The 22347-nt window shown below is 70.2% G+C and carries 17 protein-coding genes; 9 read left to right on the forward strand and 8 right to left on the reverse strand.

The features are described from left to right. Positions 1 to 369 precede the first annotated feature (369 nt). The 5 genes from ACZ69M_RS15685 (at position 370) to hemB (ending at position 6859) form a co-directional block, all read left to right on the forward strand. Positions 370 to 1134 (forward strand): redox-sensing transcriptional repressor Rex, encoded by a 765-nt coding sequence (locus tag ACZ69M_RS15685; RefSeq protein WP_054228018.1) that lies wholly within the window; start codon positions 370 to 372, stop codon positions 1132 to 1134. After that, on the forward strand, positions 1131 to 2900 hold the full coding sequence (locus tag ACZ69M_RS15690; RefSeq protein ID WP_470050207.1) for a glutamyl-tRNA reductase: 1770 nt from the start codon (positions 1131 to 1133) through the stop codon (positions 2898 to 2900). The genes ACZ69M_RS15685 and ACZ69M_RS15690 overlap by 4 nt, the downstream gene beginning before the upstream one ends. Beyond that, positions 2897 to 3958 (forward strand): hydroxymethylbilane synthase, encoded by a 1062-nt coding sequence (gene hemC / locus ACZ69M_RS15695; protein WP_261692021.1) that lies wholly within the window; start codon positions 2897 to 2899, stop codon positions 3956 to 3958. Before ACZ69M_RS15690 ends, hemC begins: the two co-directional genes overlap by 4 nt. Further along, positions 3955 to 5676, forward strand: a complete 1722-nt coding sequence (locus tag ACZ69M_RS15700; protein WP_470050210.1) for a bifunctional uroporphyrinogen-III C-methyltransferase/uroporphyrinogen-III synthase — start codon at positions 3955 to 3957, stop codon at positions 5674 to 5676. Before hemC ends, ACZ69M_RS15700 begins: the two co-directional genes overlap by 4 nt. A 181-nt stretch (positions 5677 to 5857) precedes the next feature. Then, positions 5858 to 6859: a porphobilinogen synthase gene (gene hemB / locus ACZ69M_RS15705; RefSeq protein ID WP_470050212.1), complete on the forward strand. Its 1002-nt coding sequence runs from the start codon at positions 5858 to 5860 to the stop codon at positions 6857 to 6859. Here the strand turns inward: hemB and ACZ69M_RS15710 are convergent. Next, a complete protein-coding gene (locus ACZ69M_RS15710) occupies positions 6853 to 7593 on the reverse strand; it encodes a DUF4232 domain-containing protein (protein ID WP_470050214.1) in 741 nt (246 codons plus the stop codon). The two genes, hemB and ACZ69M_RS15710, sit on opposite strands and share 7 nt — an antisense overlap. Before the next feature lie 209 nt (positions 7594 to 7802). On the opposite strand from ACZ69M_RS15710, the gene ACZ69M_RS15715 reads away from it, so the two are divergent. Next, complete coding sequence (locus ACZ69M_RS15715; protein ID WP_470050216.1) at positions 7803 to 9152, forward strand: helix-turn-helix domain-containing protein; 1350 nt, start codon at positions 7803 to 7805, stop codon at positions 9150 to 9152. An 81-nt stretch (positions 9153 to 9233) separates the two neighbouring features. Continuing rightward, a complete protein-coding gene (locus tag ACZ69M_RS15720) occupies positions 9234 to 10136 on the forward strand; it encodes an SAM-dependent methyltransferase (RefSeq protein ID WP_470050217.1) in 903 nt (300 codons plus the stop codon). 105 nt (positions 10137 to 10241) lie between these two features. Here ACZ69M_RS15720 and ACZ69M_RS15725 read toward each other — a convergent pair whose 3' ends face one another. The 3 genes from ACZ69M_RS15725 to argS all read right to left on the reverse strand — a co-directional run bounded on the left by ACZ69M_RS15725 (position 10242) and on the right by argS (position 14146). Further along, positions 10242 to 11123: a DUF4253 domain-containing protein gene (locus ACZ69M_RS15725; RefSeq protein ID WP_470050219.1), complete on the reverse strand. Its 882-nt coding sequence runs from the start codon at positions 11121 to 11123 to the stop codon at positions 10242 to 10244. Between the two features lie 178 nt (positions 11124 to 11301). Next, positions 11302 to 11898: a lamin tail domain-containing protein gene (locus ACZ69M_RS15730; RefSeq protein WP_470050221.1), complete on the reverse strand. Its 597-nt coding sequence runs from the start codon at positions 11896 to 11898 to the stop codon at positions 11302 to 11304. A gap of 475 nt (positions 11899 to 12373) precedes the next feature. Further along, the gene (gene argS / locus ACZ69M_RS15735; RefSeq protein WP_470050937.1) at positions 12374 to 14146 is read right to left on the reverse strand and encodes an arginine--tRNA ligase; all 1773 of its coding nucleotides are present in this window, start codon (positions 14144 to 14146) and stop codon (positions 12374 to 12376) included. Between the two features lie 146 nt (positions 14147 to 14292). Here argS and lysS point away from each other — a divergent pair, with 146 nt between their 5' ends. After that, entirely contained in the window at positions 14293 to 16035 is a 1743-nt protein-coding gene (lysS, locus tag ACZ69M_RS15740) for a lysine--tRNA ligase (protein WP_470050222.1), read from the forward strand. Positions 16036 to 16107: 72 nt separating this feature from the next. Here the strand turns inward: lysS and ACZ69M_RS15745 are convergent, their stop codons facing one another. The 3 genes from ACZ69M_RS15745 to ACZ69M_RS15755 form a co-directional block, all read right to left on the reverse strand. Continuing rightward, positions 16108 to 17451: a DUF2637 domain-containing protein gene (locus tag ACZ69M_RS15745; protein ID WP_470050939.1), complete on the reverse strand. Its 1344-nt coding sequence runs from the start codon at positions 17449 to 17451 to the stop codon at positions 16108 to 16110. Positions 17452 to 17654: 203 nt separating this feature from the next. Beyond that, entirely contained in the window at positions 17655 to 18551 is an 897-nt protein-coding gene (locus tag ACZ69M_RS15750) for a DUF3558 family protein (protein WP_470050224.1), read from the reverse strand. Positions 18552 to 18698: 147 nt separating this feature from the next. Continuing rightward, positions 18699 to 19523 (reverse strand): DUF3558 domain-containing protein, encoded by an 825-nt coding sequence (locus ACZ69M_RS15755; protein WP_470050226.1) that lies wholly within the window; start codon positions 19521 to 19523, stop codon positions 18699 to 18701. Between the two features lie 213 nt (positions 19524 to 19736). Here ACZ69M_RS15755 and ACZ69M_RS15760 point away from each other — a divergent pair, with 213 nt between their 5' ends. Beyond that, a complete protein-coding gene (locus ACZ69M_RS15760) occupies positions 19737 to 20930 on the forward strand; it encodes an RtcB family protein (protein WP_470050228.1) in 1194 nt (397 codons plus the stop codon). Positions 20931 to 21066: 136 nt separating this feature from the next. Here the strand turns inward: ACZ69M_RS15760 and ACZ69M_RS15765 are convergent, their stop codons facing one another. After that, positions 21067 to 22323 carry a GNAT family N-acetyltransferase gene (locus ACZ69M_RS15765; protein WP_470050229.1) on the reverse strand — a complete coding sequence of 419 codons (1257 nt, stop codon included), beginning with the start codon at positions 22321 to 22323 and terminating at the stop codon, positions 21067 to 21069. Positions 22324 to 22347: the final 24 nt, after the last annotated feature.

Raw genomic sequence — 22347 nt, forward strand, 5'->3', positions numbered from 1 at the left:
GTGGCGCGGCCCGTGGAGGGCGGGGCGTGGCGTGGTGTTCCGTCCGGATTGTGCCGTGATCGGGTCCGGACCCCGCCCTGACCGGTGAGTCCAACGGGTCCGGAAAGTCGCCTAGGATCGACGGCGATTGGTCTCGGGGGCGGGATTCGTTGAGGAGAGTGTGCGGCTTTGCCCCCTTCAGGAGCGGAACGAAGTGGTGCGCGCGCCGGTTCCATACCGGTGCGCCGGGAGTGCGTGACCCCCGTCACGTTGCCCGGGCAAATCGGACACCATCTTTGTGCACGCGTTCACAAAGACATAGCCTGCATTCGACGGGGCGGTCTAGGTACGTGTGACCGCCTGCAGCCCCGCGCTACCCGCAGGAGCACCGTGGCAACTGGCCGAACTCACCGACCGGCGACCCGCAGCCGAGGGATTCCCGAGGCCACCGTCGCCCGGCTTCCGCTGTACCTCCGAGCCCTCACCGCACTGTCGGAGCGCTCGGTACCCACGGTCTCCTCCGAGGAGCTCGCGGCCGCGGCGGGGGTCAACTCCGCGAAGCTGCGCAAGGACTTCTCCTACCTCGGTTCCTACGGGACGCGTGGTGTGGGGTACGACGTCGAGTATCTCGTGTACCAGATCTCCCGTGAGCTGGGCCTGACCCAGGACTGGCCGGTAGTGATCGTCGGTATCGGTAACCTCGGCGCCGCGCTGGCCAACTACGGCGGGTTCGCCTCCCGTGGTTTCCGGGTCGCCGCGCTGATCGACGCCGATCCGGAGATGGCCGGAAAGCAGGTCGCCGGGATCGCCGTGCAGCACAGCGACGGCCTCGAGAAGATCATCGACGAGAACGGCGTCTCCATCGGCGTCATCACCACCCCTCCGGGCGTGGCCCAGCAGGTCTGCGACCGCCTGGTCGCCGCCGGAGTCACCTCCATCCTCAACTTCGCGCCGACCGTCCTGTCCGTCCCGGACGGCGTCGACGTGCGCAAGGTCGACCTCTCCATCGAGCTGCAGATCCTCGCCTTCCACGAGCAGCGCAAGGCCGGCGAGGAGGCCGAGGCCCAGGCCGGTGCCGCCGCCGTGGCCCAGGCCGCCCAGGAGGACAACGGCAAAGGTCCTGACGGGGACGTCCCCGCCGTGATGCCGGCATGAGTCTCCTCGTCGTCGGGCTGAGCCACCGCAGCGCCCCGGTCAGCGTCCTGGAGCGGGCCACGCTGAACACGGACGCCCAGATCAAGCTGCTGCAGGACACGGTCGCCGCCGAACCGGCCGCCGAGGCCACACTGCTCGCCACCTGCAACCGCATCGAGCTGTACGCCGACGTGGACAAGTTCCACGCGGGCGTCGCCGAGCTGTCCACGCTGCTCGCCCAGCACAGCGGGGTCGGCCTCGACGAGCTCACCCCCCACCTCTACGTGCACTACGAGGACCGGGCCGTCCACCACCTCTTCTCGGTGGCCTGCGGGCTCGACTCGATGGTCGTGGGCGAGGGCCAGATCCTCGGCCAGATCAAGGACGCGCTCGCCACCGCGCAGGAGCTGCACTCCGCGGGCCGGCTGCTGAACGACCTGTTCCAGCAGTCGCTGCGGGTCGGCAAGCGCGCGCACTCCGAGACCGGCATCGACCGCGCCGGGCAGTCCCTCGTCACCTTCGGCCTCCAGCAGCTGTCGGCCGGCGCCGCCGTCGACGCCTGGGCCAAGGGCAAGAAGGCCCTCGTCATCGGCGCGGGCTCGATGTCCTCGCTGGCCGCGGCGACACTCGCGCGCGCCGGAGTCTCCGAGATCGTCATCGCCAACCGCACCCCGGACCGCGCGGAGCGGCTCGCCCAGATCCTCAACGAGAACGAGGGCGGCGACACGGACGTGCTGGCCCGCGCGGTACCGATGGATGCGGTGCCGGTCGAGCTGACACGTGCCGACATCGCCATCTCCTGCACCGGCGCCACCGGGCTCGTCCTGACGGCCGAGTCGGTCGTGGCGGCCGTGGAGGGACGTACGGGAGAGTCCGTGGCCGCGGCCGGGCCGGCGGTGACGCCCGCCGTGCGCGGTGCCGGCTCCGCTCGCACGGCGTCGTCCGCGGTCGTGGGCGACCCGGCGCAGCTCGCTGCCACCAGCGTCGGCAGCGACGACGACTGTCCGCTCGACCTGTCCGCCGTGCAGGGCACGGCCGGCTTCTCCGTGCTCGGCGAGGCCGCCGTCGCCGGAATGGCCGCCGCCGAGCTGGAGCAGCACGCGGCCTGGGTGGACAAGGGCGATGTCGCGGCCCGTGCCCCGCGCGGGACGGCCGTACTCGACCCAGAGGCCGACGCCGAAGCCATCGCCGCGCTCGCCCTGGCCGTCGCCACCGTCGGCCGGGTGCCCGAGCGCCGCAGGCCCGAGCCGGTCGCCGAGGCCCCCCGGCCCGCGCCCGTGCTCGCGCTGCTGGACCTCGCCATGCCCCGTGACATCGACGCGGCCGTGCACCGGCTGCTCGGCGTGCGGCTCGTCGACATCGAGTCGCTGGCCGAGGCGTCCGCGGACGCCCCGATGGCGGCGGACGTGGACCAGGTGCGGAGGATCGTTTCCGACGAGGTGGCCGCCTTCAGCGCCGCCCAGCGGGCCGCCCACATCACCCCCACCGTCGTGGCGCTGCGCACCATGGCCGCCGACCTCGTCGCGAGTGAGATCGCGCGGCTCGACGGGCGGCTGCCGGACCTCGACGACAAGGAGCGGGGCGAGATCACGCAGACCGTGCGGCGTGTCGTCGACAAGCTGCTGCACGCGCCGACCGTACGGGTCAAGCAACTCGCCGCCGAACCCGGTGGCGCCGGGTACGCGGACGCGCTGCGAACCCTGTTCGACCTGGACCCCGAGACGGTCGCCTCCGTCTCGCGGGCCGAGAACAACAACGAGAACGCCAAGAACCGAGGGCGAGCATGAGTGAGCCACGTGAGCCACGTGCGCCGCAGGGACAGGCTGGAGCGCCCCAAGGGCGACCAGATGAGAAGGCGGCACTGAGGCTGGGAACCAGGCGCAGCAAGCTCGCCATGGCCCAGTCCGGGCTGGTCGCGCAGGCCGTGAGCCAGGTGACCGGCAGGCCCGTCGAGCTCGTGGAGATCACGACGTACGGCGACACCTCCCGTGAGCACCTCGCCCAGATCGGCGGCACGGGCGTCTTCGTCACCGCGCTGCGCGAGGCGCTGCTGCTCGGCGAGATCGACTTCGCCGTGCACTCCCTGAAGGACCTGCCGACCGGGCAGCCCGACGAGCTCGCGCTGGCCGCCGTGCCGCTGCGCGAGGACCCGCGCGACGTGCTCGTCGCCCGCGACGGGCTGCGCTTCGAGGAGCTTCCGGACGGCGCGCGCGTCGGCACCGGTTCGCCGCGCCGGATGGCCCAGCTGAACGCGTACGCCCGTAACCACGGGATGACGATCGAGACGGTCCCGATCCGTGGGAACGTCGACACGCGGATCGGATACGTACGCAGCGGGGAGCTCGACGCCGTCGTGCTCGCCGCAGCCGGCCTGGGCCGCCTCGGGCGGATCGAGGACGTGACGGACTTCCTGTCCGTCGACACCGTTTTGCCCGCCCCCGGCCAGGGGGCACTGGCGATCGAATGTGCCGCGGACAACGCGGATCTCGTCGCCGCGCTCGGCGAACTCGACGACCCGTTCACCCGGGCCGCCGTGACCGCCGAGCGGTCCCTGCTCGCCGCCCTGGAGGCCGGCTGCAGCGCACCCGTGGGTGCTCTCGCCGACCTCCCCCAAGCTCTCGACTTCGCTCGAGCAGGGGGGACCCCCATGGCCGACGGGCAGATTGTCAAGGAGATGCGCCTGCGCGGCGTCGTCGGCACGACCGACGGCACGACGCTGGTGCAGCTGTCCACCACCGGTCCCGTGCCCGAGACACATGACCAAGCAATGGCGCTCGGCCGTGAACTCGCCGCCGAGATGCTTGCCAAGGGCGCGGCCGGTCTGATGGGGGAGCGAGCACATTGAGCCCCACCAACCTTCCCGCCGGTCCCGAACACGGGCACGTCACCTTCCTCGGTGCCGGACCCGGAGATCCGGGACTACTGACACTGCGCGCCGTCGAGGCGCTGGCGAACGCGGATGTTCTCGTCGCCGAGTACGAGGTACTCGACATGGTCCGCGTCCACGCCAGACAAGGCGTCGCCGTACTGAGTACGAATACGGACGGGGGGACGCCTTTGGGCACGTCTTCCAGTACGTATCCGGGCACAGGCACGCCTCAACTAGCGGTTGTTGACGCCGTGTCAACGACCGCTGGTGACCCCGCGTTGAGGGACGCTGCCAATCTTGTCATGGAGGCCGCGCGGGGCGGCAAGCGGGTCGTGCGTGCGGTGTCCGGTGACCCCGGGCTCGACACGTACGCCGCTGAGGAGATGCTGGCCTGCGCCGCCGCGGGCGTGCCGTTCGAGGTCGTGCCGGGTGTCGCCGCGGCCGTGGGCGTGCCCGCGTACGCCGGTGTGCCGCTGCGCGACGCGCAGGGCGCCGACGTGCGGTTCGTCGACGGGCGTACGGCCTCCGACCGGTGCTGGGCCGAGGTCGGGGCGTCGGACGGGACGGTCGTCGTGTCGTCGACGCTGGACTCCGTGGCCGCCGCCGCGGGCGAGCTGGTCGCGGCGGGTCGCAAGCCGGACACGCCGATGACGGTGACGATCGCCGGTACGACGACGCGTCAGCGGACCTGGTCGGCCACGCTCGGGACGATCGCCCAGACCCTGAAGCAGGCGAAGGTGCTGCCGTCCCCGGACGGTGGGCGCCCGGTGATAGCCGTGGTCGGTGAGCGTTCCGCCGCGGCTCAGCGTGAGCAGCTCTCGTGGTTCGAGTCCAAGCCGCTGTTCGGCTGGAAGGTGCTCGTCCCGCGGACGAAGGAGCAGGCGGCCTCGCTCTCCGACCAACTGCGGTCCTACGGAGCCGTGCCGCACGAGGTGCCGACGATCGCCGTCGAGCCGCCGCGGACGCCGCAGCAGATGGAGCGCGCGGTCAAGGGCCTGGTGACGGGCCGCTACGAGTGGATCGCCTTCACCTCCGTGAACGCGGTCAAGGCCGTGCGGGAGAAGTTCGAGGAGTACGGGCTCGACGCGCGGGCCTTCGCCGGGATCAAGGTCGCGGCGGTGGGCGAGCAGACGACGAAGGCACTGGTCGCCTTCGGCGTGAAGCCGGATCTGGTGCCGAGCGGTGAGCAGTCGGCCGCGGGTCTTCTGGAGGACTGGCCGCCGTACGACCCGGTGTTCGACCCGATCGACCGGGTGTTCCTGCCGCGGGCCGACATCGCCACCGAGACGCTGGTCGCGGGGCTCATCGACCTGGGCTGGGAGGTCGACGACGTCACGGCCTACCGGACCGTACGGGCCTCGCCGCCGCCGGCGGACACACGGGAGGCGATCAAGGGAGGCGGTTTCGACGCCGTGCTCTTCACGTCGTCCTCGACCGTCCGCAATCTCGTGGGCATCGCGGGCAAGCCGCACAACGTGACGGTGATCGCCTGTATCGGTCCGGCCACCGCCAAGACGGCGGAGGAGCACGGGCTGCGGGTCGATGTCATGGCTCCGGAGCCGTCCGTGCACAAGCTGGCCGAGGCGTTGGCGGACTTCGGTCTCCGGCGGCGGGCTGCCGCCGCGGAGGCGGGGGATCCGGTCACTCGGCCGAGCGAGCGGAGGCCGGGGGCGCGGAGGCGTCGTACGACGTAGGCGTGCGTAGGGGGTATGGGGGCTTCGCCCCTCATACCCCCGTTTTTTCGGCTGCGGGTGGGTGGGGGCTGGTCGCGCAGTTCCCCGCGCCCCTGAAAGCCTCCAGCTCGTCCGGGGTGCGAACCGGGTACCGGCACGGTGTCGGCAAGGGGGGTCATGGGGCGGGCGTAGCGTAGAGGGCATGACGAAGTACGGATCCTTCCCCGGTACGCGGCCGCGGCGGCTGCGTACGACGCCGGTCATGCGGCGCATGGTCGCCGAGACCCGGCTGCACCCCGCCGACTTCATCCTCCCCGCGTTCGTACGGGAAGGTGTGAGCGAGCCGGTTCCCATCGCGACGATGCCCGGCGTCGTGCAGCACACGCGCGACAGCCTGAAGAAGGCCGCGCTGGAAGCCGTGCAGGCCGGGGTCTCCGGGATCATGCTCTTCGGCGTGCCGGAGGACGCGAAGAAGGACGCCGTCGGAACCCCCGGGACCGACCCGGACGGGATTTTGCAGGTCGCCCTCCGTGACGTGCGCGCCGAGGTCGGCGACGAACTGATCGTCATGTCCGATCTGTGTCTCGACGAGACCACCGATCACGGGCACTGCGGAGTGCTCGACGCGGAAGGCCGTGTCGACAACGACGCGACCCTGGAGCGGTACGCCGAGATGGCCCAGGTCCAGGCCGACGCCGGGGCCCACGTGGTGGGGCCCAGCGGGATGATGGACGGTCAGATCGGGGTCGTCCGGGACGCCCTGGACCAGATCGGGCGCGAGGACGTCGCCATCCTCGCCTACACCGCGAAGTACGCCTCCGCCTTCTACGGGCCCTTCCGGGAGGCCGTGGCCTCCTCGCTGAAGGGCGACCGCAAGACGTACCAGCAGGACCCCGCCAATGCGCGGGAGTCCCTGCGGGAGTTGGCCCTCGATCTGGAGGAGGGGGCCGACATGGTGATGGTGAAGCCGGCGGGACCGTATCTGGACATCCTGGCCCGGGTCGCGGACTCCGTCGACGTCCCCGTGGCCGCCTACCAGATCTCCGGTGAGTACTCGATGATCGAGGCGGCGGCCGAGAAGGGCTGGATCGACCGCGACAGGGCGATCCTGGAGACGCTGACCGGCATCAAGCGGGCCGGCGCCCAGAACATCCTCACCTACTGGGCCACCGAGGCCGCGCGGATGCTCCGGCAGGCTCAGTAGGCCAGCGCGTCGTCCAGGCTCTGCTGCCAGTACGTCACCGTGAGCTTGGCGTCCACGTACACGCCCTTCGCCGGGAGCGCCGGGGTCGCGCTGCGGCCCTTGGCGAAGCCGACGACGAGGGTCTTGGCCGTGTAGCCGTTGCCGCCACTGCCGTCTGCGGCCGAGAGCAGGACGCCCGCGTAGCCGGACTCGCCCGGGGCCAGTGTGACGACCGCCTGGGGGTGGGTCGACTCGGCGACCGGCGGGACCGACTGGGCCTCGCCGAAGCGGGCGATCGGGTAGCCGGTCAGATCGCAGTTCTTCGCGCCGGTGTTGGTGACGCTGAGGAGCATGTGGTTGAGGGGGCGGGAGACCTCGGTCGCGGTGGTCCTGGTGTTGGCGCCGTTGCAGGCCGGGTTCCGCGTGGTCGTGGTGCCTCCGCCGTTCTTGCCCGCGGAGCCGGAGCCGCCGCTGGTGCCCGTCGTGTTGGTGCCCGGAGTGGCGGTGCTCTGGGCCGTCGAGCCCCCGGTCTCACCCGCCGGCTTCGCCTTCGTACCGCCGCCGGCCGTGGACCCGGTCGGCTGCGACGAGGAGGACGAGGAGGACGACGAAGACGACGAAGACGACGAGTTGGACGCGGCGGACGGACCCTCGTCACGTACGCCCTTTCCGTTGTCGCACGCCGTGAGGGCGAGCGCGGCGAGCGCGACCGTCGTGGCGGCGAGGAGGCGGGTGCGGGCGGTGCGTGCGGACATGGGTGATCCCCCTGGGGTGTGGCTGGTCGGTAGCCGCTCGACCGGTCGAGGGGAGCGGCGTGCTTGGATGACCACAGCTTGTCGGTTGATCCGTCCCGGGCGCCACGGTTGCCGGGGGATACGGGACGCCGGAACGTTCGTAGGGGGTCTGACCAGGGGGAATACCGGCCCCCTGGAACGCGGACCGGGACGCGGGGGATGGAGGAACGGTGGACGGGGACGAGTTCGCGGGGCTGCTGCGGGAGCTGAAGGAGCGGTCCGGACTCAGTTATGGAGTGCTCGCGAAGCGGCTGCATGTGAGTACGTCCACGCTGCATCGGTACGTCAACGGGGACGCCGTACCGACGGACTACGCACCTGTGGAGCGGCTCGCGCGTGTGTGCGGGGCGACTCCCGAGGAACTGGTGGAACTGCACCGGCGGTGGGTGCGGGCGGATGTACTGCGGGGGCAGAAGGGGGCGCCCGCGGCGCCCGTGACGGATGTGGAGTCCGTGACGGATGTGGCGTCTGTGGACTCCGTGACGGATGTCGTGCCTGTGGCGGACATGGAGTCCGTGACGGGTGCGGCGGTCGTGACGCCGGTGGGGGCGGACGGCTCCTCGGGGGAGCCGGGTGTGGCTTCAGAGGGTGTCGGCGGGCCCTCGGGTGAGGCTTCGAGCGGGGGGCGGCGACGGCGTACGGTCCTCCTCGCCTCGGTCGCCGTCGTCGCGGTGCTCGCGTCCGCCGCGCTCGCGGTGCGGTTCGTGCCGAACGGCAGGAGTGACGGGAGCGGGGGGCGGGAGGTCCTGGGGGCCGCCGCGTCGTCCGGTCCGCGGGGGACGGCGTCGGCCGACGGCAAGCACCGCAAGCCGTCCGCCTCGGTCAGCGCCTCCGTCTCCGCCTCGCACGTCGCTGAGCCCAAGACGCCCGTCTCGACGGCGCCTTCGGGTGGCAGTGCGGGCCAGGATGTCGCCGACGGCGCCACCGCGCCCCTCGTGGCCGCCAACCCGTACAAGTGGGACGACCCGTGCAGCCAGCACTACCTGGTGAACCGGAAGGCCGAGCAGGTGCCCCCGCCGCCGAACGAGTCGGACGCGCGCGGGTGGGTCACGGCGCTCGGCGGGGTCGCCGGTCAGGAGCAGATGCTCGCGCTGACCGTGCAGGGGACCGGGAAGGCCACCGTGGTCCTGGACGGGCTGCACGTGCGAGTGGTGGGGAAGAACGCGCCGCTCGCCTGGAACGACTACGCGATGGGCGTCGGCTGCGGCGGCGGCGTGGAGACGAAGTCCTTCGCCGTGGATCTCGACGCGGGGCGGCCCGTGACCACCCCCAAGGCCGGGCAGCGGGACTTCCCCTACAAGGTCAGCGAGTCCGATCCCGAGGTCTTCTACGTCTTCGCGGACGCGCGGGCGCACGACGTGAGCTGGTACCTGGAGCTCGACTGGTCCAGTGGAGCGCGCAGCGGCACGGTGCGTATCGACGACAACGGGAAGCCGTTCCGGACGAGCGGGAATGTGGGGCGGCCCGCGTACGACTATCCGCTGGGCGGCAGCGAGTGGGGGACAGCCGCGACAGGTTAGCCAGGAGACGGGCACTATCAAGTCCCCCTAGGAGTTACGTTGTTGCCCGTTGAATGACGCGACTCTCCAGGGAGAGGCTTTATGCCCGGTGATGCTCTCAGCCAGGACCCCGCCGAGCTGAGAAGGAGGATCGACACCACCAAGGCGCACCCGGCGCGCGTCTACGACGTGTTCCTCGGGGGCAAGGACAACTACCCGGTCGACCGGTCCGCGGCCGCCGCGGCGATCGCGGCCAATCCGCGCGGGTACCTCGATGTACGGCACAACCGGGACTTCCTGCGCAGGGCGGTCACCACGCTGACCGAGGAAGCGGGTGTCCGCCAGTTCCTGGACATCGGTACCGGGTTGCCGACGCAGGAGAACGTCCACCAGATCGCGCAGCGGATCACTCCGGAGTCGCGGGTCGTGTACGTCGACAACGACCCCGTTGTGCTCGCTCACGCGCGTGCCTTGCTCACCAGCGGGCCCGAGGGGCAGACGGACTACATCGACGCGGACCTCGAGGAGCCCGCGCGGATACTCGAAGCGGCCGCGAAGACCCTCGACTTCGAGCAGCCGATCGCGCTCGTACTGGTGGCGATCCTGCACTTCATCGAGGACGAGGCGGCCTATCCGATCGTGCGTGAGCTGGTGGAGGCGTTGCCTTCGGGCAGCCGGCTCGTGCTCAGCCACCTCACCGAGGATCTCAACGCGGAGAATATCCGGGCGGTTCAGCGGACGTTCACCGAGCGGGGGTTCACGTTCGTGCTGCGCTCCAGGGCAGAGGTGGAGCGGTTCTTCACGGAGAACGGGCTCGAGGTGGAGGAGCCGGGTGTCGTGCCCGTGCACCGCTGGCGGCCCGACGGTGCGGCTCCGCTGCCCGAGAAGGCGGATCCCGCGTACCTCGCCACCCTCGACGAGATCGAGAAGGTCCGCTATCGCGACATCAATGACGTGACGGACGCGGACATCAACGTGTACGCGGTGACGGGCATCAAGCCCTGACTCCTGGTGCGTTCGCCGCCCGCGGGCGGGTGGGGGTGGGGGCGCGGTTCGCCGCGCCCCCGAATGACCGGCCGTCCTTCCACGCTTCGGTGGACGAGGGACCGGTCAGTCCCACCAGAAGGACCACACCCGCCTGCCGAGCACCTCGTCCGCCGCGTACGTGCGCAGCGTCTCGCTCTCGCCCTGCGTGATGTTGTCCGGGCAGAAGGCGAAGTGCTCGGCGGCCACCGCCTCGGCCTCGGCCGCCGTCGTGGGCGGAGCCGCCACCGACAGGACCAACTGGTCGAAGGTGAGGGCCACGACCCGTATGCCGAAGCGGTCCTCCCAGGAGCGCAGGACCGCGCACAGGCGGGCCACGTCGCCCTCGTAGTTCACCGGACCGGACCAGCCGATCGCCGCCGGGATGTCCGCGCTGCGGCGCGCCGGGACCAGGGCGAGGCGCGGCTCCTTCAGCCAGGAGCCGCCGGCCGCGAGGGAGTCGGCGACCTCGGTGGCCCGGTCGTCCGCGTCCGCCTCGGGCGCGGTGGCCGGTGCCAGGCCGGGCCACTGCACGCCGTGCGGCGCGATCGTCTCGGCGAACTCCTTCGCCTCACCGAAGAGTTCGGTGACCACTTCCATGCCGGGGTGGTCCGCGTCGGCTTCGAGCTCGTCCGCCGCGTACTCCTCCCAGTACCCCGCCAGTACCTCGTCGGCGTCGTGATCCCCCGGATACGACGTCTCCTGGGGCATCAACTCCCATTCCTCCGGGCCGCCCTGGCTGCCGCCGACGTCTATGAGGAGGGGGAGCAGGCCGGCCGTGCGCGGGGCGGAGCCCAGCGTGGCCCAGTCTCCGGGAGCGGCCGGTGCCTCGGCGTGCCACAGGAGCGGCTCGTGCCAGGGGCCCTCGTTCGTCGCGTCGATCAGTTTCCCGGGCGGGAGTTCGAGGCCGAGCGCGCGCCCGCTCGGATCTGCCGCCAGCGAGGGCAGCGGGTTCGGAAGTGTCGCCATGCCGGTGACTTTAGGGCCCGCCACTGACAACGCGACCCGGGGCCCGTCCACGAGGTCCTGGACGGCCGGGACACACGTGCGCGGCGTGCCACAGGTGGTTCGTGGCACGCCGCGCGAAGAGGGTCAGGCGCGGGTCGAGGAAGGCGCAGTCCGTACGCCGGTCCCGACCCGCCAGGGGTCAGCGGTGGCCGTGGCCGGGACCGCGACCGTCGTGGCCACGACCGTCGTCGCCGTGGCCGCGACCGTCACCGTTGCGGCGACCGTCGTCGCCGTGGCCACGACCGTCACCGTTGCGGCGACCGTCGTCGCCGTGGTGCCTGGCGTCCCAGGAGATGGTGTCGACCAGGCGACGGTGGTCGTTGCGGAGCGTGGCGGTGTCCTTGCGGTCGTCCCAGACGAAGTTGCGGCGGTCCTGGTAGACGTCGCGGTAGGTGTCACGGCCGACGCCGGTGTGGACGCGGACGCTGGAGTGTCCGTTCAGGCGCAGGTGGTGGAACGTGTAGACGCGGCCCTGACGGTTGGACAGCGTCCAGTTGTCCAGGTTCACGCCCTCGCGCCCGCTGTTGGTGATCTGCACCCACTCCTCGTTCAGCGAGCGGTTGTTCCTGGAGCCGTGTCCCGGGGCGTCGTACTGGACCTTGCTGATCTCCACCTGCGAACCGCGCGGCGCGGCTCCGTCGGCCGCTGCCGGCAGGGCGGCTGCCCCCACCAGCGCGGCGGCGGACAGAGCGGCGGCGGCCAGGCGACGGGCCGTGAAGGTCTGCGAAGCGGTCATGGGTGCCCCCTTGGGGTACTGGCGGGCCATGGCGACAGGATCGTGCCGTCGGCCCGCTGTTCGTGCACCCGGCCTGCTGGCCGGACACCGCATAGCTTGCCGACTGAAGTGCTCCGCTACGTCCCGGAATCGGAGGGCGTTGCTGATCAACGACATTGTCGTGATAGTCGCCTGTAGTGTGCACGTTTTGTGAAGGTGTGTCGGGTTGACGCCTCTTCGGGGGGTGTGGCCGCATCAGTACTGGCCTGCGCCACTTCTTCGCCATGTCGCGCCACCCGTCCGCGACCTCCGTTGTCACCCGAAAGTGAGTAACAGTTCCGGGTGGGCAGGCCTACCCGCTCGGGTGATCGTGCGTACGCGCGTCCGGGTGCGGAAACGCCTGATCCCGCAGGCGCGTCAGCGGCCTACGGGATCAGGTACTACGGGATCAGGTACTACGGGGTCGGACATGCCGGGCCCGGCGCCCTGCGGGAGATCAGAGACGCTCGGGCGTCCTGATGCCCAGCAGGGCCATGCCCTGGTGGAGCGTGCGGGCGGTGAGGTCGCACAGGAAGAGGCGGTTCTCCGCGACCTCCTGTGCGGGAGCCGGCTTGATGACCGGGCACTGGTCGTAGAACGTCGTGTAGAGCGACGCCAGCTGGTACAGGTACGCCGCCAGCTTGTGCGGGGCGTACTCGCCGGCGGCCTCGTCCAGCGTCTCCCCGAACCGGTCCAGGTGCAGTCCCAACGCCCGCTCCGCCGGAGCCAGTTCGAGCTCCGGGTGGGCCAGCGGCGTACGGTCGCCCGCCTTGCCGAAGATCGACCGGATACGGGCGTACGCGTACTGGAGGTACACGGACGTGTCGCCGTTCAGCGAGACCATCTGGTCCAGGTCGAACTTGTAGTCCCGGACGGCGGAGGTGGAGAGATCCGCGTACTTCACGGCGCCGATACCGACGTACCGGCCGTTCTCCTCGATCTCCTGCTCGCTCAGGCCCACCTTCTCGGCCTTCTCCCGCACGACGGCGGTGGCCCGCTCGATCGCCTCGTCCAGGAGATCCACCAGCCGGACCGTCTCGCCCTCACGCGTCTTGAACGGCTTGCCGTCCTTGCCCAGCACCGTGCCGAAGGCCAGCTGCTGTGCCTGCACGTCCTCGCCCAGCCAGCCCGCCCTGCGCGCGGTCTCGAAGACCATCTTGAAGTGCAGGGACTGACGGGCGTCGACCACGTAGACGAGGGTGTTCGCCTTGAGGTTGAAGACACGGTCCCTGATCGCCGAGAGGTCGGTCGCCGCGTAGCCGTAGCCGCCGTCCGACTTCTTCACGATCAGCGGGACCGGGTTGCCGTCCGGGCCCTTCACATCGTCGAAGAACACACACAGCGCGCCGTCGGACCGGACCGCCACGCCCGACTCCTCCAAGAGGCGGCAGGTCTCGTCCAGCATGTCGTTGTAGCCCGACTCGCCGACCACGTCCGGGTCCCGGATCTCCATGTCCAGCTTGTCGAAGACCGAGTAGAAGTAGATCTTCGACTCGTCCACGAACTTCTGCCACATGGCGAGGGTCTCGGGCTCGCCCGCCTGGAGGTCGACCACCCGGCGCCGCGCCCGCGTCTTGAACTCCTCGTCGGAGTCGAAGAGTGTCCGCGCCGCCTTGTAGAGCCGGTTCAGGTTCGACATGGCCTCCTCGCCGGAGACCTCCGCCGCACCCTTGTGATCCAGCTCGTGCGGGTGCTCGATCAGGTACTGGATGAGCATGCCGAACTGGGTGCCCCAGTCGCCGATGTGATGGCGCCGGACCACGCTCTCGCCGGTGAACTCCAGGATCTGGACCACCGCGTCGCCGATGACCGCCGAACGCAGGTGACCGACGTGCATCTCCTTCGCCACGTTCGGCTGCGCGTAGTCGATGACCGTGGTGCCCGGGTTCTCGGCCGCCGGCACACCGAGGCGCTCGCCGTCCTCGTACCGCGCGGCCAGGTTCTCGGTGATGGCCTTGTCGGTGATCGTGATGTTCAGGAAGCCGGGCCCGGAGACCTCGATGTCCTTGATCACGTCACCCGACTCGACCCGCGCCACGACCTGTGTCGCCAACTCTCTCGGGTTCGCCTTCGCCTTCTTCGCGAGGGCCAGGATCCCGTTGGCCTGGAAGTCGGCCCGGTCGCTTCGTCGCAGCAGCGGGTCCGCGGAACCGGCCTCCGGCAGGGCTGCCGAGAGGGCGTCCGCGAGGCGCTGGTGGACGGAGGCGGTGAGGGACGTGACCGAGGCCATGGAGTGGCTGCCGTTCTGCTCGGGTTCCGGGAGTTTCTGAGTACAGGAAAGCCAGTATCCCATGCGGTGAAAAGCCGTTTTCGCGGTTCACGCCCGAGCTGGGAGAATGGTGGCGTCAGCCGTACTGGCGTATGAGAAAGAAGGACGTGCCGATCGTGGCTCAGAGCACCGAGACCACCGACTGGGTCTCCCGTTTCGCGGATGAGGTCATCGAGGAATCGGAGCGTCGGGCCCCGGGCAAACCTGTGGTCGTCGCGTCCGGCCTCTCCCCCTCGGGCCCGATCCACCTCGGCAACCTCCGCGAGGTCATGACCCCGCACCTGGTCGCCGACGAGATCCGCCGCCGCGGGCACACCGTGCGCCACCTGCTCTCCTGGGACGACTACGACCGCTACCGCAAGGTTCCCGTCGGCATCCCCGGCATCGACGAGTCCTGGGCCGAGCACATCGGCAAGCCCCTGACCTCCGTCCCCGCCCCCAAGGGCTCGGAGCACCCGAACTGGGCCGAGCACTTCAAGGCCGTCATGGTCGAGGCGCTGGCCGAGCTCGGCGTCGAGTACGACGGGATCAGCCAGACCGAGCAGTACACCTCCGGTGTCTACCGCGACCAGGTGCTGTTCGCGATGAAGCACCGCGGCGACATCGACGCGATCCTCGACCAGTACCGGACCAAGAAGGGCCCCGCGAAGAAGCAGCAGGGCCAGAAGCCGGTCGACGAGGCCGAGCTCGAAGCCGCCGAAGGCTCCGGCGCCGCCGCCGAGGACGACGGCAGCTCGGCCGCCGGGTACTACCCGTACAAGCCCTACTGCGGCCGGTGCGAGAAGGACCTCACCACCGTCACCTCGTACGACGACGAGACCACCGAACTGGCCTACACCTGCTCCGCCTGCGGCTTCTCCGAGACCGTCCGGCTGAACGAGTTCAACCGCGGCAAGCTGGTCTGGAAGGTCGACTGGCCCATGCGCTGGGCCTACGAGGGCGTCATCTTCGAGCCGAGCGGGGTCGACCACTCCTCACCGGGGTCCTCCTTCCAGGTGGGCGGCCAGATCGTGGGCATCTTCGGCGGCAAGCAGCCGATCGGGCCCATGTACGCGTTCGTCGGCATCTCGGGCATGGCCAAGATGTCCAGCAGCAAGGGCGGGGTGCCCACCCCGGCCGACGCGCTCCAGATCATGGAACCGCAGCTGCTGCGCTGGCTGTACGCCCGCCGCCGCCCCAACCAGTCGTTCAAGATCGCCTTCGACCAGGAGATCCAGCGGCTCTACGACGAGTGGGACAAGCTCGCGGGCAAGGTCGCCGACGGCTCGGTCCTCCCGGCCGACGCCGCCGCGTACGCACGCGCGGTCGGCACCGCTGCCGGAGAGCTGCCCAGGACCCCCCGTCCGATGCCGTACCGCACCCTCGCCTCCGTCGCCGACATCACCGCCGGCGCCGAGGACCAGACCCTGCGGATCCTGAGCGAGCTCGACCCCGAGAACCCGCTCGCCTCCCTGGACGAGGTCCGGCCCCGGCTCGACAAGGCCGAGACCTGGATCAACACCCAGGTGCCGGCCGAGGAGCGCACCGTCGTGCGTGACGAGCCCGACGTCGAACTGCTCAAGTCGCTCGACGACCAGGGCCGCGAGTCGCTGCGGCTGCTCCTCGACGGACTGGAGCAGAACTGGTCCCTGGACGGCCTGACCCACCTCGTCTACGGCGTCCCCAAGGTCCAGGCCGGCTTCCCCGCCGACGCCACCGCCAAGGAGCTCCCGCCGGAGATCAAGGTCGCCCAGCGCACGTTCTTCGCGTTGCTGTACCACCTGCTGGTCGGGCGTGACACCGGTCCGCGCCTGCCCACGCTGCTGCTCGCGGTCGGACAGGACCGGGTGCGCAAGCTGCTCGGCGCGTAGGGCCTTCGGCTGTACGAGGAAGGGGGCGCCCGGTGAACACCGGGCGCCCCCTTCCTGTGCACGCCGACGTGCCTACGCGATGTGGTCTTCCTGGAGTTCCGCCGTGTGGCGGTTGGTGAAGCGGTTGACCATGCGGTCGGCCTCGCGCTGCGGGAGCGTGGTGCCGTACGTCGCTTCCACGTCGCCCCTGAACTGGCCCGAGGTCGGATAGCTGCCGTCTATCGACTTCTTGAAGACCAGGTAGTAGTCCTCCTCGGTCGGCTCCGAGCCGCCGCCCGCGCCCAGCTCACGGGTACGGCCAGGGCCGGACGGGATCGGGAAGGTACCGGTGTCCTCCGGAGAGGGCTCCGGGGCGGGGGCAGGCTGCTCCTCGTACCGCTGCTGCTCGAACGGCTGCTGCTCGAACGGCTGCTGCTCGAACGGCTGCTCCTGTTCGAACTGCTGCCGAACCCGGAACCGCTGCTGCTCCTCGAACTGCTCGGCCTGCTGCTGCTCCTCGTACCACTGCCGGTACGCGACATCCGGGTCGTACGTCGGGTCGTAGCCGCCCTGGTACGCGATGGACTGGGGGTCCCGCGCCTGAAGCCACTGGCTCTGCGGCTCGGCGTAGTCCTCCGGCTGCTCGGGGGGCTCGTTCGCCTCGGCGGCGGGAAGCTGTTCCCGGACAGGCGCCGCGTTGCTCTGCGCGACGGGTGCCGTCGGTTCCGGCTCGCGCGCCACCTCCAGCTGCGGTGCGGGGGGCAGCAGCGCGGGTTCGATGCCCGCGGCCGCCAGGCCGGAGGGGGCGGTCTCGGCGAGCGGCACGCCGTAGCGGGCCAGGCGCAGCGGCATCAGCGACTCCACCGGGGCCTTGCGGCGCCAGGCGCGGCCGAAGCGGGAGTGCAGGCGGGCCTGGTAGACGAGACGGTCCTGCTCCAGCTTGATGACCTGCTCGTAGGAGCGCAGCTCCCACAGCTTCATCCGGCGCCACAGGAGGAAGGTCGGGACCGGAGAGAGTAGCCAGCGGGTGAGGCGGACGCCCTCCATGTGCTTGTCGGCGGTGATGTCCGCGATCCGGCCGATCGCGTGCCGGGCCGCCTCGACGGAGACCACGAACAGGATCGGGATGACGGCGTGCATGCCGACGCCCAGCGGGTCGGGCCAGGCCGCCGCGCCGTTGAAGGCGATCGTCGCGACCGTCAGCAGCCACGCCGTCTGGCGCAGCAGCGGGAAGGGGATGCGGATCCAGGTCAGCAGGAGGTCAAGGGCGAGCAGGACGCAGATGCCCGCGTCGATGCCTATCGGGAAGACGTACGCGAAGTTCCCGAAGCCCTTCTTGAGGGCCAGCTCGCGCACGGCCGCGTACGAACCGGCGAAGCCGATACCCGCGATGACGAGCGCACCGGCGACGACCACACCGATGAGAATCCGGTGCATTCGTGTGAGCTGGATTGGCGCGGCCACCTGTACTCCCCTCTCCTTGCGTGTTGTTGCGCGCAACAGGGTGGCACATGTGTACGGCGCACGGGCGGCCGGTATGGCAGGAGCCCGGCCCGCGAGGTGACCGGGCTCCGTCAAATGCCCTGCTGGGCAGTCGAGTTGCGCGCCGACGCCCGTTGAATGTCAGTACTTCTCGAATGTCAGTTCTTCTTGGTGGCCGACGCCGAAGCCGAGGGCTTGGAGCTGGCCGACGCCGACGGGGAAGCCGACTTCGAGGGGCTCGCGGACTTGGAGGGGGAGGCCGACTGTGACGGGGCGGTGGTCGCCCGGCTGCCGTCCTGGTTCGCGGAGGCCACCGCGGCCACCGCCTCCTTGGCGGCCTTCTCCGCGGCCTTCGTCAGGTCGTCCGCGCTGGGGGCCTTGTCGCCGGCGAGACCGGCGCCGTTGTAGTCGAGCGTGATGACGACGTTCTCGACGCGCGTCACGACCGTCTGCTGCTTGAAGGAGCCTTCCTTCTTCTTCAGGCCGTAGCGCACCGCCGTCGACGCGTCGCCGATCCCGGAGACCGGCTCCGACCGGGCGCCCGTCGCGCCGGTCACCGTCTGCGCGTCCTTGACCTGCTTGTCGTAGTAGGCCTGCGCGAGCTGCTTGCCCTCACCACGGGTCGCGTCCGAGTCGAAACGCAGCAGGGAGACGTTCAGCCAGCGGAACTGGGAACCCTTGACGCCCTTGTTGTCGAGGCTGTTCCAGGAGCAGCTGCTGCGGTCCTTCGCGTCGTCCGACTTGCCCGACTTGGCGGACTTCAGGCCCTTCGGTACGAGTTCGCCCAGCGTCTTCTTCGAGAACACCGAGCAAGGGGACGGCAGCGTCGCGTACGCGGCCGGCTTGACGGCGTTCGCGGAGGTGCTCGGGGACGCGGACGAGGTCGCGGCCGTGCCCTTCTGGGCGGCGTTGTCGGCGCTCGAACCCGATCCCGAGCCGGAGCCGGAGTCCGAGGAACAACCGGCGGCGGCGAGCACCACCGGGACGGCGGCTGCGCTGACAAGGATGCGGGTGAGTCGCGGGGCTCGGCCTACTCGCTGTGCTGGTCGGTGCATGGTTCCTTCACTCGTGGCGCTCGTGGTGCGACCGCACGTGGCTGGTGCGGCCGGTCGGGTCCGAGGGGCCACGGTACGCGGTGAGGCAGCCATGCGTTTCCTGTTCGAGGGGTTCGCATGGGGTGCCCCCGCGCCCCGGCGGACCCGCTAGCCGTTGAACCGGTCGACCAGCTTCTGTGCCAGATTCCGGGCCTTGTCCTGCATTTCTTCGCTGTCCGGGGTGCCCGTGGAAGCGGTCGGCTGCTCGGCGTACTCGATCCTCACGATCACGTTGGACGTGCGGAACACCACAGTCACGGTGCGCTGCTGAGCCGTCGCGGCGCCGGAGTTGAGTTTGTCGTTGAGGAACGCCTCGTCGCCCAGACTGCTGAGCTTGCGGGGCTGGAGGTCGGCGGGGGTCTCGCTCAGGCCGGCCGAGGTCGAGGCGGAGGCGGAGGAGGTCGAGGAGGCGGACGTGGAGGAGGTCGCCGAGGGGGTGGCGGTGGCGGAAGCGGTGTCGGACGGCGTGGCCGAAGCGGAGGCCTCGGGGAGGTTCGCCGCGGTCTCCTCGGTCGCGTAGATGTCCTGGGCGCGGGAGTCGTCGCTCACCGCGTTGTCGTACGAGACCACGCGCTCGAAGTCGACGCTGAGATGGTCGGTGGCGTCCGTGGACTCCACCTTCCAGCCGCAGCCGACGCGGCGGTCGGTGTCGTAGGTGAGGGTGGCCTGGCCCTCGTACGCCGTGTCGCGCTGGTCCTGGTCGGTGATCTGCTCGATACCGGGCAGCAGGGAGTCGAGGCTGCCGTGGCTCACCGCGGCGCAGGCCTCCGGGAGCGTGCGGTACTTGCCCGGCTGGGCGGCCGGGGTGTTCACGCTGACGTCGCCCGGCTTGGGGTCGGCCGCCGTGCCGTTGCTCGCCGAACCTCCGGTGCAGCCGGCCAGCAGAGCCGCGAGGAGCGCGGCGATGCCGGGAACGTACGCCTTCCGCTGCACGGTCGGGCTCCTCTCGACGGCTCCCGGGACCTGTGGCCGGGATGCTCTGTGGTGCTGTCCTGTGGTTATTGGGTTGCCGCACGGGGGCGGCCCCTGGAGACAATGTGTATCGCACGCACAGCCGTGGACGCCGGTCCGTTGTCCTATACGTCGACCTTGGCGCTGGTTTTGCGTTCCATGACTTTTGTCGTTTGCCGGGGGAATGAGGATGTTATGTCGTACGTAGAGATACCGGGCGCGAAGGTGCCCATCCGCATGTGGACGGACCCGGCGTCGGTCGAGGACGTGGCCCTGCGCCAGCTCCAGAACGTGGCCACGCTCCCGTGGATCAAGGGGCTCGCCGTCATGCCGGACGTCCACTACGGCAAGGGTGCGACGGTCGGCTCGGTCATCGCGATGCGCGACGCGGTGTGTCCGGCGGCGGTGGGGGTCGACATCGGCTGCGGGATGTCCGCGGTCAGGACGTCGCTCACGGCCAATGACCTGCCGGGGGATCTTTCGCGGCTTCGGTCGAAGATCGAGGAGGCGATTCCGGTGGGACGGGGGATGCATGACTCTCCGGTCGAGCCGGGCGGCTTCCATGGGCTGGCGACGAGTGGGTGGGACGACTTCTGGGGGCGGTTCGACGGGGTCGCCGAAGCGGTCAAATTCCGCCAGGAGCGTGCAACCAAGCAGATGGGGACGCTCGGATCGGGAAATCATTTTGTCGAAGTCTGCACTGATACGACCGGTTCCGTCTGGTTGATGCTGCACTCCGGTTCGCGGAACATCGGCAAGGAACTGGCCGAGCACCACATCGGCGTCGCCCAGAAGCTCCCGCACAACCAGGGGCTGGTCGACCGTGACCTCGCGGTCTTCGTGGCGGACACCCCGCAGATGGCCGCGTACCGGAACGACCTGTTCTGGGCGCAGGAGTACGCGAAGTACAACCGCACCCTGATGATGGCGCTCCTGAAGGACGTGATCCGCAAGGAGTTCAAGAAGGCAAGGCCGACCTTCGAGCCGGAGGTCAGCTGCCACCACAACTACGTCAACATCGAGCGCTACGAGGGCATGGACCTGCTCGTCACGCGCAAGGGGGCCATCAGCGCCCGGGCCGGAGAATTCGGCATCATCCCGGGTTCGATGGGGACAGGCTCGTACATCGTGAAGGGTCTCGGGAACGAGAAGGCGTTCAACTCGGCCTCCCATGGCGCGGGCCGGCGCATGAGCCGCAACGCGGCGAAGCGTCGGTTCTCGACGAGGGACCTGGAGGAGCAGACGCAGGGCGTCGAGTGTCGCAAGGACTCCGGCGTCGTGGACGAGATCCCGAGCGCGTACAAGCCGATCGAGCAGGTCATCGAGCAGCAGAGCGACCTCGTTCAGGTCGTGGCGAAGCTGAAGCAGGTCGTCTGCGTCAAGGGCTGACGCGCGGAGGCAGAGGCAGCCGGAAAAGGAGGCCCCGGACAAGTCGGTCCGTCCGGGGCTTCTGCTTGGTTCATGGCCGCTGTCAGGCGTGTTCGAGTGCGCGCTGTGGGTGATCTGTGCGGTTCACCCCTGCGAGTCAGCGGAGGCGCTTTTCCAGGAGGGTCACCGCGTACCGGCTGCCGAGGCCGCCGTCCTTCATGGGCTGTTCGCCTGCCACCGTGTAGCCCGCGGACTCGTAGTACGTGCGCAAGCGGGGGTTCGTGGAGATGCAGTCCAGGCGGGCCAGGGAGCGGCCGGAGGCCGCGATGTGACGCTCGGCTTCTGCCAGCATGCGGCGGCCCGTGCCGGGTGGGGCGGTGCGGTGGTCGGTCATCAGGCGGTGGATGTAGGCGGCGGTGGGGGGCTGCGGTCCCCAGGCGGCCGGGTCGTCCCACCAGAGTTCCCAGGCGCCGACCACCTGCGGGCCCAGGTGGGCCAGCCAGACCTCGCCCTCCTGGATGCGGGTGCGGAAGTGGGTCGCGCCCAGCCGGCCCGGTGTCCATTGCTCGATGCCGGGGGCGGTCCGCTTCTGCCAGTGGGCCGCTTCGTCCCGGAGACGGACCAGGGTGGGGATGTCGGTCTCGGTCGCGCGGCGGAAGGTGAGGGGGGAGGCCGGTTCGAGGAGGGTCGCGCGGAGGGCCGAGGTGAAGGCCGTGTCCAGGCCCAGGGTCTCCGTGACGTACGACTGGACCGAGCCGTAGCGGGAGTTCATCGCCGACAGGAACCGCGTCATGATCTCGGCGGGGGCCTTGCCGTAGGCCGGCCACAGCAGTTCACGGTCGGGGTTGTTGACGCGCCAGTCCGCCACCAGGAGGGGCGTGGCACGTTCCGTGAGGGTGAAGTCATCGGTGATCGTCTGCTCGGGGACGCCCAGGAGGGACAGGACCAGCGCTGCCACCAGGCCCGTGCGGTCCTTGCCCGAGGCGCAGTGGAAGACCAGGGGGGTGTCCGATTCGGCCGCTGCCCCGATCAGTTGCAGCGTCTCGCGGATTTCCTTCGTGCCGTCCTCGGCGACCTCCGCGAAGCGCTCTGCCAGGTACGGGCCGGGAGCCACCTCCGGCCCCAACGCCGCCTGGTCGTACGGGCGGTGCTCGATGCTCTGGTTGTGGTACGTGAGGGAGGCGTGTTCGGGGACGCGGCCCTTCGACTCGATCTCCCAGGGGTAGCGCAGGTCCACGACCGTGCGGACGCCGAGGGAGAGGAAGAGATCCCAGTCCGCCGTCCCGGGGGTCAGTTTGCCGAGCGAGTCCGCGCGGTACAGGCGGGACCGGCGGACCGTTCGGCCGTCCTCGGCCGCGTATCCGCCCAGGTCGCGGAAGTTGTGCAGACGCGCGAAAGGTATGTGTCGGTTCACGACCAGGGACCTTACGCGTCACGA

It is taken from the genome of Streptomyces sp. NPDC107454 (assembly GCF_055582885.1).